10 protein-coding genes are annotated in these 13,040 nt (G+C 35.6%); all 10 read left to right on the forward strand.

All coding sequences use genetic code 11. From position 1 onward, the window contains the following. Nucleotides 1-7: 7 nt before the first annotated feature. The 10 genes from LNP23_RS08070 to LNP23_RS08115 all read left to right on the forward strand — a co-directional run bounded on the left by LNP23_RS08070 (nucleotide 8) and on the right by LNP23_RS08115 (nucleotide 12,919). Entirely contained in the window at nucleotides 8-3,067 is a 3,060-nt protein-coding gene (locus LNP23_RS08070) for a TAT-variant-translocated molybdopterin oxidoreductase (RefSeq protein WP_230004521.1), read from the forward strand. 38 nt (nucleotides 3,068-3,105) lie between these two features. Further along, a complete protein-coding gene (gene nrfD, locus LNP23_RS08075; protein ID WP_047773090.1) occupies nucleotides 3,106-4,509 on the forward strand; it encodes an NrfD/PsrC family molybdoenzyme membrane anchor subunit in 1,404 nt (467 codons plus the stop codon). Continuing rightward, nucleotides 4,502-5,026 carry a DUF3341 domain-containing protein gene (locus LNP23_RS08080; protein ID WP_041516373.1) on the forward strand — a complete coding sequence of 175 codons (525 nt, stop codon included), beginning with the start codon at nucleotides 4,502-4,504 and terminating at the stop codon, nucleotides 5,024-5,026. The genes nrfD and LNP23_RS08080 overlap by 8 nt, the downstream gene beginning before the upstream one ends. Before the next feature lie 8 nt (nucleotides 5,027-5,034). Beyond that, nucleotides 5,035-5,580, forward strand: coding sequence for a c-type cytochrome (locus tag LNP23_RS08085; RefSeq protein WP_047773093.1), 546 nt, complete (start codon nucleotides 5,035-5,037; stop codon nucleotides 5,578-5,580). Nucleotides 5,581-5,607: 27 nt separating this feature from the next. Continuing rightward, the gene (locus LNP23_RS08090) at nucleotides 5,608-7,152 is read left to right on the forward strand and encodes a cation-translocating P-type ATPase (protein ID WP_230004522.1); all 1,545 of its coding nucleotides are present in this window, start codon (nucleotides 5,608-5,610) and stop codon (nucleotides 7,150-7,152) included. Between the two features lie 19 nt (nucleotides 7,153-7,171). After that, a complete protein-coding gene (locus LNP23_RS08095; protein WP_047773095.1) occupies nucleotides 7,172-8,359 on the forward strand; it encodes a cytochrome c oxidase subunit II in 1,188 nt (395 codons plus the stop codon). A 31-nt stretch (nucleotides 8,360-8,390) separates the two neighbouring features. Beyond that, on the forward strand, nucleotides 8,391-10,193 hold the full coding sequence (locus tag LNP23_RS08100; protein WP_230004523.1) for a cytochrome c oxidase subunit I: 1,803 nt from the start codon (nucleotides 8,391-8,393) through the stop codon (nucleotides 10,191-10,193). Between the two features lie 836 nt (nucleotides 10,194-11,029). Continuing rightward, entirely contained in the window at nucleotides 11,030-11,866 is an 837-nt protein-coding gene (locus LNP23_RS08105; protein ID WP_230004524.1) for an alpha/beta fold hydrolase, read from the forward strand. A 1-nt stretch (nucleotide 11,867) separates the two neighbouring features. Then, a complete protein-coding gene (locus LNP23_RS08110; protein WP_230004525.1) occupies nucleotides 11,868-12,353 on the forward strand; it encodes an RNA polymerase sigma factor in 486 nt (161 codons plus the stop codon). After that, entirely contained in the window at nucleotides 12,350-12,919 is a 570-nt protein-coding gene (locus LNP23_RS08115) for a hypothetical protein (protein WP_230004526.1), read from the forward strand. Before LNP23_RS08110 ends, LNP23_RS08115 begins: the two co-directional genes overlap by 4 nt. Nucleotides 12,920-13,040: the final 121 nt, after the last annotated feature.

Raw genomic sequence — 13,040 nt, forward strand, 5'->3', positions numbered from 1 at the left:
ATATACAATGTCATCAAACAAAAAATACTGGAAAAGTGTTGAGGAACTAGAAAATAGTTCTATTGTTGAGGCGCTTAGAAATAACGAATTTGTTGAAGAAATTCCAACAGATGAATTCTTAGGTAATGCTGATGCATTAGCTTCATCTGGAACTTCACGTCGTGACTTTTTAAAGTACGTAGGGTTTAGTACTGCAGCCGTAACGCTAGCAGCTTGCGAAGGCCCTGTTCACAAGTCTATACCTTATGTGTTACAACCAGAACAAATCATTCCTGGTGTTGCAGATTATTATGCAACTACTGTTTTTGATGGTTTTGATTTTGCTAACCTTTTAGTGAAAACTCGTGAAGGTCGTCCAATTAAAATTGAAAACAATACTATTTCCGGAGCTAAGTTTTCAGCCAATGCAAGAATTCACGCGTCTATCTTGTCGTTATATGACAGTATGCGTTTGAAAGAACCTAAATTGGATGGAAAAAATAGTAGCTGGTCTGCTGTTGATTTAAGAATCAAATCAGGGATTGCTGCTGCGAAAGCTAAAGGAGGTCAAGTGGTATTGTTGACAAATACTTTGGCGAGTCCGTCTACTGAAAAATTAATTGCTGATTTTATTGCTAAAAATCCAAATGCTAAGCATGTGGTTTATGATGCAGTTTCTTCATCAGATGCTTTAGATGCATTCGAAACAGTTTACGGTGAAAGAGCTTTAGTTGATTATGATTTCTCAAAAGCTTCTTTAATTGTTGCTGTTGGAGCTGATTTCTTAGGAGATTGGCAAGGTGGTGGATACGATTCAGGATATGCAAAAGGACGTATTCCTCAAAACGGAAAAATGTCTCGTCATTTCCAGTTCGAATCTAACATGACATTGTCCGGAGCTGCTGCTGATAAGCGTATTTCGATGACAGTTGAAAATCAGAAACAAGCTTTAGTTCAAATATATAATGTTATTGCAGGTGCTTCTATTGGAGTTACTTTGGATCCTACAGTGAAAGCTGAAGTAGTGAAAGCTGCTCAGCAATTAAAAGCTGCCGGATCAAAAGGAGTCTTGGTATCTGGAATTGAAGATAAAAATGCTCAGTTATTAGTTTTAGCTATCAACCAAGTGTTGGCTAGTGAAGCTTTTAGTACTGCTGGAACAAGACAAATTAGAAAAGGTTCTAATGCAGTTGTTGCTCAGTTGATCAAAGATATGAATGCAGGTAGTGTTCATACTTTAATTATGAGTGGTGTTAACCCGGTTTACACATTAGCTGATTCTGCTGCTTTTGTTTCGGGATTGAAAAAAGTAGATACGTCTGTTGCTTTTTCTTTAAAAGAAGACGAAACAGCTTCTATTGTTAAGATTGCTGCTCCTGTTGCTCACTACTTAGAAGCATGGGGTGATGTTATGATAACAAAAGGAACGTATAGTTTGACTCAGCCAACTATCCGTCCTATATTTAATACAAAACAATTTCAAGACGTTTTATTATCGTTAAACGGAATTTCCGGAACTTTCTATGATTACATCAAAGCTAATTCAGCTGGTGTTGTTGTAGGTTCTTCTTGGAACAAAGTTTTACATGATGGTGTTTTTGTAATGGGATCATCTGCTTTAGCTGCTGGTTCATTTGATTATAATGCAGCTGCAACCGCAGTTTCTAAATCAAAAGCAGCCGGTGACTTCGAATTAGTATTGTACACTAAAACGGGTATGGGTGACGGACAACAAGCGAACAACCCTTGGTTGCAAGAGTTTCCGGATCCAATCACAAGAGTTTCTTGGGATAACTATGTTACCGTTTCGAATGCAGATGCTAAGAAATTAGGTTTAACAAATGAAATCGTTGCCAATGGTGGTTTGAATGGTAGTTATGCTACAATTACAACAGGTGATGGTGTTAAGTTGGAAAATGTTCCTGTAATTGTTCAACCAGGACAAGCTGTTGGTACAGTTGGTATGGCTGTAGGTTACGGACGTAAAGCGGCTTTAAAAGAAGAAATGCAAGTAGGTTTAAACGCTTACGCTTTATATAAAAACTTTAATAGTGTTCAGACTATCTCTATTGCTAAGGCAAATGGAGAGCATGAGTTTGCTTGTGTTCAAGGTCAGAAAACATTAATGGGTAGAGGAGATATTATTAAGGAAACTACTCTTAAGGTATTTAATACTGAAGATGCAGAACATTGGAATCCACAACCAATGGTATCTTTAGATCACGAAGAAGTTGAAGCTACAACAGTTGATTTATGGGAGTCATTTGATCGTTCTACAGGACATCACTTTAATCTTTCTATCGACTTAAATGCTTGTACTGGATGTGGAGCATGTGTTATTGCTTGTCATGCTGAAAACAACGTACCGGTTGTAGGTAAAGCAGAGGTAAGAAGAAGTCGTGATATGCACTGGTTGCGTATTGACAGATACTATTCTTCTGAAAGTACTTTTGAAGGTGATAACGAAAGAAAAGAAAATATAGCTGGTTTATCTAGTTCATTGTCTACATTTAACGAAATGGAAAAACCAGGGGATAACCCGCAAGTGGCTTTCCAACCGGTAATGTGTCAACACTGTAACCACGCACCATGTGAAACGGTTTGTCCTGTTGCTGCGACTTCTCACGGTCGTCAAGGTCAAAACCATATGGCTTATAATAGATGTGTTGGTACTCGTTACTGTGCAAACAACTGTCCTTATAAAGTACGTCGTTTCAACTGGTTCTTGTACAACAAAAACAGTGAATTCGATTACCACATGAATGATGACTTAGGTCGTATGGTATTAAACCCAGACGTAAACGTTCGTTCTCGTGGAGTAATGGAAAAATGTTCTTTCTGTATTCAAAGTACACAAGCGGTTATTCTTCAAGCTAAACGTGAAGGAAGAGTAGTAGCGAAAGATGAATTCAATAATACTTGTGCATGTTCAGCTGCTTGTTCTTCTGGAGCAATGGTTTTTGGAGATGTTAATGATAAAGAAAGTGAAGTTGCTAAACTTGCTGAAAGTGAAAGAATGTATCACTTATTAGAGCATGTTGGTACAAAACCAAACGTTTTCTATCATGTTAAAGTTAGAAACGTTTAGTAAAAAATAATTATTAATTAGAAACAATATAAAGGATTATGTCGTCTCATTACGAAGCACCCATTAGAAAACCTTTAGTTATAGGTGATAAATCTTATCACGATGTAACAGTAGATGTAGCTGCACCTGTTGAAGGTAAAGCAAATAAACATTGGTGGATTGTATTTACAATCGCATTAACGGCCTTCCTTTGGGGATTAGGTTGTATTATTTACACTGTATCTACCGGTATCGGAACATGGGGATTAAATAAAACAGTTGGTTGGGCCTGGGATATCACTAACTTCGTTTGGTGGGTTGGTATTGGTCACGCAGGAACATTGATTTCTGCCGTATTATTACTTTTCCGTCAGCGTTGGAGAATGGCGATTAACCGTTCTGCAGAAGCTATGACTATCTTCTCAGTAGTTCAGGCAGGTTTATTTCCAATTATTCACATGGGTCGTCCATGGTTAGCATACTGGGTTTTACCTATTCCAAATCAATTTGGATCATTATGGGTAAACTTTAACTCACCGCTACTTTGGGACGTATTCGCAATCTCAACGTACCTTTCGGTATCATTAGTATTCTGGTGGACTGGATTGTTACCTGACTTTGCAATGCTACGTGATAGAGCAATAACACCTTTCCATAAAAGAGTATATTCTATCCTAAGTTTTGGATGGAGTGGTAGAGCAAAAGACTGGCAACGTTTTGAAGAAGTATCTTTGGTACTTGCAGGATTAGCTACGCCACTTGTACTTTCTGTACACACTATTGTATCTATGGACTTTGCTACTTCTGTAATTCCAGGATGGCATACTACAATTTTCCCTCCATACTTCGTTGCTGGAGCGGTATTCTCAGGATTTGCAATGGTAAACACCTTGTTGATCATTATGAGAAAAGTTTCAAACTTGGAAGCTTATATTACACTTCAACATATCGAATTAATGAATATTGTAATCATGATTACAGGTTCTATCGTTGGGGTTGCTTACATCACTGAGTTATTTGTAGCTTGGTATTCAGGTGTAGAATATGAGCAATATGCGTTCTTAAACAGAGCTACCGGACCTTACTGGTGGGCATATTGGTCAATGATGACTTGTAACGTTTTCTCTCCGCAATTTATGTGGTTCAAAAAACTAAGAACAAGTATCATGTTTTCATTTATTATTTCGATTGTAGTAAACATCGGAATGTGGTTTGAAAGATTCGTAATTATTGTTACTTCTTTACATAGAGATTACCTTCCATCTTCTTGGACAATGTTCTCACCAACATTTGTTGATATTGGAATTTTCATCGGAACAATTGGTTTCTTCTTCGTATTGTTTTTATTATACTCTAGAACATTCCCTGTAATTGCTCAGGCAGAGGTGAAAACAATTTTGAAAGGAACAGGAGATAATTATATTAGAGAAAGAGCAGCAAATAAAGATTCACATCATGAGTAATAAAGTAATATACGCCATTTATAATGACGATGATATTTTGATGGATGCAGTAAAGAAAACCAGAGCTGCACATCATCATATTGAAGAAGTTTTTACTCCATTCCCAGTTCACGGATTGGATAAAGCTATGGGATTAGCACCAACTAGATTAGCAATTTGTGCTTTCTTATACGGTTGTGTTGGTATCTCTGTTGCAACAACAATGATGAGTTATATTATGATTCATGACTGGCCACAAGATATTGGTGGAAAACCAAGTTTCAGTTTCATTCAAAATATGCCGGCATTTGTGCCTATTATGTTTGAGATGACTGTATTTTTTGCTGCCCACTTAATGGTTATTACTTTTTATATGAGAAGTAGATTATGGCCATTTAAAGAAGCTGAAAATCCTGATGTAAGAACAACAGATGACCATTTTTTAATGGAAGTTGCTGTAAACGATAACGAAGCAGAACTAGTTTCTTTTTTCGAAGGTACAGGAGCAGTTGAAGTTAAAGTAATTGAAAAGAATTAATTGTAGCTATGAAAAGGATATATAAAATAACACTTTTAGTTGGTATAACTATTTTAGTTTCATCATGCCACAATAATTCGGCACCAAACTATCAGTATTTCCCTAATATGTATGAGTCTGTGGCTTACGAGCCATATACAGAGGCAAAAATATTTAAAGGAGGAAAAGAAGGACAGCTTCCTGTAGAAGGAACTATCAATAGAGGTTTTGAACCTTACGAGTATGAGAATTCAACGGCTGGTTATGAATTGGCGAAAGCAAATTTAAAATCACCTTTGACTGAAGCAGAAAGAAGTTCTGAAAAAGGAAAAGAGCTTTTCGAAATTTACTGTATCAGTTGTCACGGTGCAACTGGAAACGGTAAAGGTAAATTGGTTGAAAGAGAAAAATTTCTTGGAGTACCTAGCTATAAAGACAGAGTTATCACAGAAGGAAGTATCTTTCACGTTGAAACTTATGGTTTAAATGCAATGGGTTCACATGCAAATCAATTAAGTGCCCACGAACGTTGGTTAGTTGCTGACTATGTTCTGAAACTAAAAAGCCAATTATAATTGTTGAACAAACTGATCGTAATAGATATGTATACATTTTCAAGTAAATTAAAAACTTTTTCTATCATCCTAATGGCCGTTGGTTTATTAGGGATTGGGTATGGTTTTTTAAGTGCGCCTAAAGATATTCAAGAAGTTGAAAAAATACTAGCTGCAGATGCACATGGTTCTCATGGTGCTGCACATGCAGAAGCTCCGGCAGCTTCTCATGAGGCTGCAGGTCACGAAGCTACAGCAGCTTCACATGATTCACACGAAGGTACAGCACACGTAGAAACTCCCGCAGCTTCTCCTGAAGTTGCAGGTCATGAAGCTACAGAAGCAGCACATGATGCTCACGCAGATACTGCACACGCAGAAGCTCTAGTAGCTTCTCCTGAAGTTGCAAAAGCTTCACATGATTCACACGAAGGTGGGGAGCATGCTAAAGTTGATGGTGCCGGTGAGCATGAAAAACATTTAAAACACGTATTGCACCAATTGCAAAACAAACCTTGGTCAGCATTATATGTTGCGGCTATTTTCTTCTTGTTGCTTTCTATGGGAGTTTTAGCATTTTATGCTATCCAACAAGTGGCACAAGCAGGATGGTCTCCGGTTTTATTCAGAGTTATGCAAGGAATAACAGCTTACTTACCTGTAGGTTCTGTAGTTTTCTTTATAATTTTAGTTTTATGCGGACTTCACTTTAATCATATTTTCGTATGGTTAGGAGAAGGAGTAACGGATCCTAAGAGCGAGAATTACGATGCTATTATAGCAGGTAAAGCAGGTTATTTAAACTTTCCTTTCTGGATCGTTAGAGCAGGTATCTTTTTATTAGGATGGAACTTATACCGTTACTATTCTAGAAAAAACTGTTTAGCTCAAGACGAAGCCAATGATGATTTGTACTACAAAAAGAATTTCAACTATTCTGCGGGATTTTTAGTTTTCTTTATCGTATCTGAGTCTATCATGTCTTGGGATTGGATTATGTCATTTGACCCACACTGGTTCAGTACTTTGTTTGGTTGGTATGTATTCGCTTCTTTCTTTGTAAGTGGTATTACTACAATCGCTTTAGTTACTATATACTTAAAATCTAAAGGATACTTAGAATTTGTAAATACAAGTCACATTCACGATTTAGCTAAATTTATGTTTGGTATCAGTGTATTCTGGACCTACTTATGGTTCTCTCAATTCATGTTGATCTGGTACGCTAATATTCCTGAAGAGGTAACGTATTTCGTAACAAGAATCCAATTATACAACCTTCCTTTCTTTGGAGCTGTTGTTATGAACTTTGTTTTCCCATTGTTAATATTAATTAATACTGATTTCAAACGTCTAAGCTGGGTTATCGTAATGGCTGGTGTTGTAATCTTATTAGGTCACTACCTTGATTTCTTTAATATGATTATGCCTGGTACTGTTGGAGATAAATGGTTTATTGGAGTTTCTGAAATTGCATCTATTCTTTTCTTCTTAGGTTTGTTTATTTTTGCTGTATTTACTGCATTGACTAAATCTCCTTTGTTAGCAAAAAGAAATCCTTTCATAGAAGAAAGTAAACATTTTCATTATTAATATTTAAAGAGATAAACAGATGACAAGTTTGTTGGTAATTATAGTTTTAGTTTTATTAGCAGTTGCATTATGGCAATTGACCAGAATATTTGATCTTACTCAAGTAGGAGCTTCTTCTGACGATTCTCAGGTTGCATCTGATAATGATAATAATATTCAAGGATATATTATGTTTGGCTTTTTAGCTTTCATCTATATATTTACGATATACGGTTTACTAAAATGGGGTAATTTAGCACTTCATACACCTGCTTCTGAGCATGGTATTTTAGTAGATAGTTTAATGAACATTACTTGGGTTTTAATTTTTATAGTTCAGGCTATTACACAAGGTTTATTATACTGGTTTTCTTTTAAAAACAGAGGACATAAAGATAGAAAAGCATTGTTTTTTGCTGACAGTAACAAATTAGAGGCAATGTGGAGTATTATTCCATCTGTAGTTTTAGCTTGTTTAATCCTTTACGGATTGTATGCTTGGAACAACATTATGTTTGTTGATAAAGATGAAGATGTTATTGAAATTGAATTATATGCTCAACAGTTTAAATGGACAGCAAGATATGCCGGAAACGATAATACTTTAGGAAAAGCAAACGTTCGTTTGATCGAAGGTATTAATACTTTAGGTGTTGATATGTCAGATAAAAATTCTGAAGATGATATTATTGTAAGTGAATTGCATATTCCAAAAGGTAAAAAAGTACATTTCAAAATGCGTTCACAAGACGTATTACACTCCGCTTACATGCCTCACTTTAGAGCGCAGATGAACTGTGTACCGGGAATGGTTACTGAATTTGCATTCGTTCCTACTTATACTACTGCTGAATACAGAGAGTTGCCATTTATGGTTGAAAAAGTAGCACACATCAACAAACTTAGAGCTGAAAAAAGCCTTGAGTTAGTTGCTAAAGGTGGTACCGCTCTAGATCCTTATACATTTGATTATTTATTATTGTGTAATAAAATTTGTGGAGCTTCACACTACAACATGCAAATGAAAGTGGTAGTTGATACTCCTGAAGATTATAAAAAATGGTTAAGCGAAAAAACAACTTTATCTCAGGATATTAAAGCGGCTGCCGCTGCTGAAAAACCTGCGGAAGGTGCTAAAGCAAACACTACAGATAGTACAGCAAAAGATACAGTAAAAGCAGTTATTGATACTGTAAAAGCGGTTATTGCTAAAGTGGCTACGAAATAATATTTATTAAGAAAATTTAAAGTATACATATATGTCAGCAGAAGCACACGATCACGGACACGAACACGATCACGAGCACGAACATCACCATAAGGACACTTTCATTACCAAATATATATTTAGTATTGATCACAAAATGATTGCCAAACAATACTTGATTACAGGTATTATTATGGGGATTATCGGTATTGCAATGTCATTGCTTTTCAGAATGCAATTGGCTTGGCCGGAAGAGTCTTTTAAAATATTTAATGTTTTATTAGGAGATAAATTTGCACCGGACGGTGTAATGGCTAATGATATTTATTTGGCTTTAGTTACAATTCACGGTACCATCATGGTATTCTTTGTACTGACGGCAGGTTTGAGTGGAACGTTTAGTAACTTACTTATTCCGCTTCAAATTGGAGCAAGAGATATGGCTTCCGGATTTATGAATATGATTTCATACTGGTTGTTTTTCTTATCTGCTGTAATAATGTTGTCTTCTTTATTTGTTGAAGCTGGACCAGCTTCTGCAGGTTGGACAATTTACCCACCTTTAAGTGCTTTACCACAAGCGATCCCGGGATCAGGTACAGGTATGACTTTATGGTTAGTTTCAATGGCGATCTTCATTGCATCTTCTTTAATGGGATCTTTGAACTACATTGTAACGGTTATCAACTTAAGAACTAAAGGAATGTCTATGACAAGACTTCCTCTTACAATCTGGACATTTTTCGTAACAGCTATTATTGGTGTTATTTCATTCCCGGTATTGTTATCTGCAGCATTATTATTGATTTTTGATAGAAGTTTCGGAACTTCATTCTTCTTGTCTGATATTTATATCGCAGGAGAGGTTTTACATTACCAAGGAGGTTCTCCGGTTTTGTTTGAGCACTTATTCTGGTTCTTAGGACACCCTGAGGTATATATTGTAATTTTACCTGCAATGGGACTTGTTTCTGAAATTATGGCTACGAACTCTCGTAAACCAATCTTCGGATACAGAGCGATGATTATGTCAGTTCTTGCAATTGCCTTTTTATCTACAATTGTTTGGGGTCACCACATGTTTATTTCAGGTATGAATCCTTTCTTAGGATCTGTATTTACTTTTACTACTTTATTGATTGCAATTCCTTCTGCTGTAAAAGCATTTAACTGGATTACAACTTTATGGAAAGGTAACTTACAATTCAACCCTGCAATGTTATTCTCTATTGGAATGGTTTCTACTTTCATCACTGGAGGTTTAACTGGAATTATTTTAGGAGATAGTACTTTAGATATTAACGTTCACGATACATATTTTGTAATTGCTCACTTTCACTTAGTAATGGGTATCTCTGCACTTTACGGAATGTTTGCTGGTATTTACCACTGGTTCCCTAAAATGTACGGAAGAATGTTAAACAAAAACTTAGGTTATATTCACTTTTGGATTACAGCAGTTTGTGCTTACGGAGTATTCTTCCCAATGCACTTTATTGGATTAGCTGGTTTACCAAGACGTTATTATACCAATACAAACTTCCCATTATTTGACGATTTACAAAATGTGAATGTATTGATTACAACATTTGCTCTTGTTGGAGGAGTATTCCAATTAGTATTTTTATACAACTTCTTTAGCAGTATTTTCTACGGTAAGAAAGCAGTTCAGAATCCATGGAAATCTACAACATTAGAGTGGACTACTCCTGTAGAACACATCCACGGTAACTGGCCAGGAGAAATTCCTCATGTATACCGTTGGCCATATGACTACAGTAACCCGAATCACGATGTAGATTTTGTTCCTCAAAATGTACCAATGAAAGAAGGTGAAGAAGTTTTACACCACTAAAAATATTTTAAAGAGACTGTCTGAAAAGACAGTCTCTTTTGTTTTACACAAGTTTTATTAGTGAGCATGATATAAGATTTGCTCTTTTTTAACCGCAAGGGTCGCAAAGGAAAAACGCAAAGTCCGCAAAGTTTAGTTATAGCTTTGCGGACTTTGCGTTTTTTATTAGGATAAAAAGTCGGATCGGGTGCAAAAGTTAGGAATTGGGCAAAAAGGCGTAAAAAATAAAAGCACTCCATCTTAATCGATCATATTGCTTTTCAATATAAAAAATCCGTTTTTGTCAGCGTTTTTGCTATTGCAAATCCACATCATCCGCGTCAAGTTTTACAAAATGATTGTCTACAGCTGTTGCAATTTAATTTCAGACAGGGATGGAACAGATTCGTTATCACGAAGACACAGATTAAAACGGATTTAAAATTCTTCCAAATAAAATTTAAACGGGCATTTAGCGAAGTTTTTATTTCCCCACGGCTTTCAGATTTGATCTTTTTTCGGCAAGTAGTTTAAAGTAAATCTAAAATGAACTTAAATCACTTACATGGTTTAAGTATACTTTTTATTTAATCCCCAACTTTTGCACTTGATCCAAAATTCCTTTTAGTAGTTTAACATTTTTTCAAATCCAAAGTAAAGACAAGGAATACAAAGCCAACTCTAAAATGGACTTACATAACTTATATGGTTAAAAATTTCAAAGAGAAAGTATGTTTTCAGACTTGATTTGCAAGAATTGTTTTTTAGTGTCACTTTTTTTTGAAAAAACTACTTTTTCGATGTAACAAATACTATAGCACTGCATCAAAAGGAAAACCTTTAAAAAACTAAACATTATGAAAACTAAATCAATTTTACTTATCGTATGCATGCTTCTTATTTCTAAAACTGTTTTTTCTCAAACTGCCTTTAAGGTAGAAGTAAAAGGGAAAGGAGCCCCTGTTTTATTGTTCCCTGGTTTTGGTTGTACGGGAGAAGTTTGGAAGGAGACGGTAGCTGAACTTTCTAAAACCAACGAATGTCACATATTTACTTTTGCGGGATTTGGTAATGTTCCTCCAATAGAGACCCCTTGGCTCTCTACGATAAAAAACGAAGTTGTATCTTATGTAAAAACCAACAAACTAAAAAAAGCCACCTTAATAGGTCATAGTTTGGGAGGAACTTTAAGTTTGTGGTTAGCAGCAGAAGAAACGAATCTGTTCAAAGAAGTAATTATTGTCGATGCTTTACCTGCAAGTGCGGCATTGATGATTCCGAATTACAAAGGAGATGTGATTCCTTATAACAATCCACAAAGCAAAATGATGTTGGCTATGGATCAAAATGCGTTTAAAGCGATGAATGCGCAGTCGACTCCATACATGTGTCTAAACAAAGAAAAGCAAAAAACAATCAACGAATGGATGAATGTTGCCGATAGAAAAACTTTTGTGTACGGTTACATTGATATGCTTAATTTAGATTTGAGAAAAGAAATTGCCAAAATAAAAATTCCGGTTGTAATTTTAGCTGCCACAAATCCGGATCTTAGTACAGTTCAAAAAACGTATACAGCGCAGTATGAAAATCTGCCGTCTGTTAAAATTTATTATGCAGAAAAGGCGGCTCATTTTGTTATGTACGATCAGCCGGAGTGGTATATGGAAAAAATTAAATCAGAAATAAAATAAGGTGGTCAAAAAAGAGCAATTTAACGATATATACAACAAGCATTACGCTAAAGTATTTCGACTGTGCAAAGGTTATTTTTGCGGAGATATCGCATTGGCTTCTGATGCCACTCAGGAAATTTTTATTAAAGTTTGGGAGAATTTAGACACATTCCGAAATGAATCCAGCATTAGTACGTGGATTTATAGGATAGCGGTAAACACCTGTCTTCTTTATTTGCGAAAATCAGCTACGAGGAAGGAAATTCGAGCCGATATTTTGCCTCAGGTTGTTTCAGAAAGCTATTCGAATGAAAAAGAAGAGCAACTTCAACAAATGTATCAATGCATACAAAAGCTTGAAGAAACAAACAAAATGATTATTCTGATGACCTTAGACGGAATCGATTATCCGGAGATAGCAGCAGTAATCGGGATCACCGAGGAAACACTTCGAGTTAGAATTCATCGAATTAAAAAAAGTTTAACTCAATGCGTACAACAATGAAAACATTTGAAGACTTACAAAATATTTGGGATCAGCAAACAGCACCCGAAGTAGTACCAACAGCCTCCGAGATTATTAAAAAAGGAGAGGCACACACAAAAAAAATTAAACACAATCATCTTTGGACGAGAATTATTCTAAGTCTGACTTCAATCGTATTAATCGCTTATTATGTTTGGATTGGGGCATATAAGCAGACCCTATTCAGTTTAGGATTGGGAATTATGATTTCTATGCTTTTAATTCGAATTGTTTTGGAGTGGATTAGTGCGAGAAAATTAGAAAACTTAAAAGCAGATGTGACCTTATTAGAATACAGTAAACAAGCACATCAGTTTTATGATTGGAGAAGGAAAATTCATTATATCTTCACACCTATAGTTTATCTGAGTTATATGGCGGGTTTTGCTTTTCTTTTGCCCATTTTTAAAGAGAGTTTTTCCAGAGGATTTTATCTTTATATCGTGTTCAGTGGCTTCGGGTTTTTACTTTTCTTTGGATTAGTAATGATCAGAATAATTAGAAGAGAAATGAACCTTTTAGATTTCTTGAAAAATATGTCTTAGAAAAATACAGACAGGACTTTTCAAAAGGCATAATTGAAGATCCGAGGATTAATAGACTTAAAAATTCATAAGTTAATTTTTTAAGGACTGAGAAAATAACAACATCCAAATCCCGCCGTTA

This window comes from Flavobacterium cupriresistens, from assembly GCF_020911925.1.
Taxonomy (GTDB): Bacteria; Bacteroidota; Bacteroidia; order Flavobacteriales; family Flavobacteriaceae; genus Flavobacterium; species Flavobacterium cupriresistens.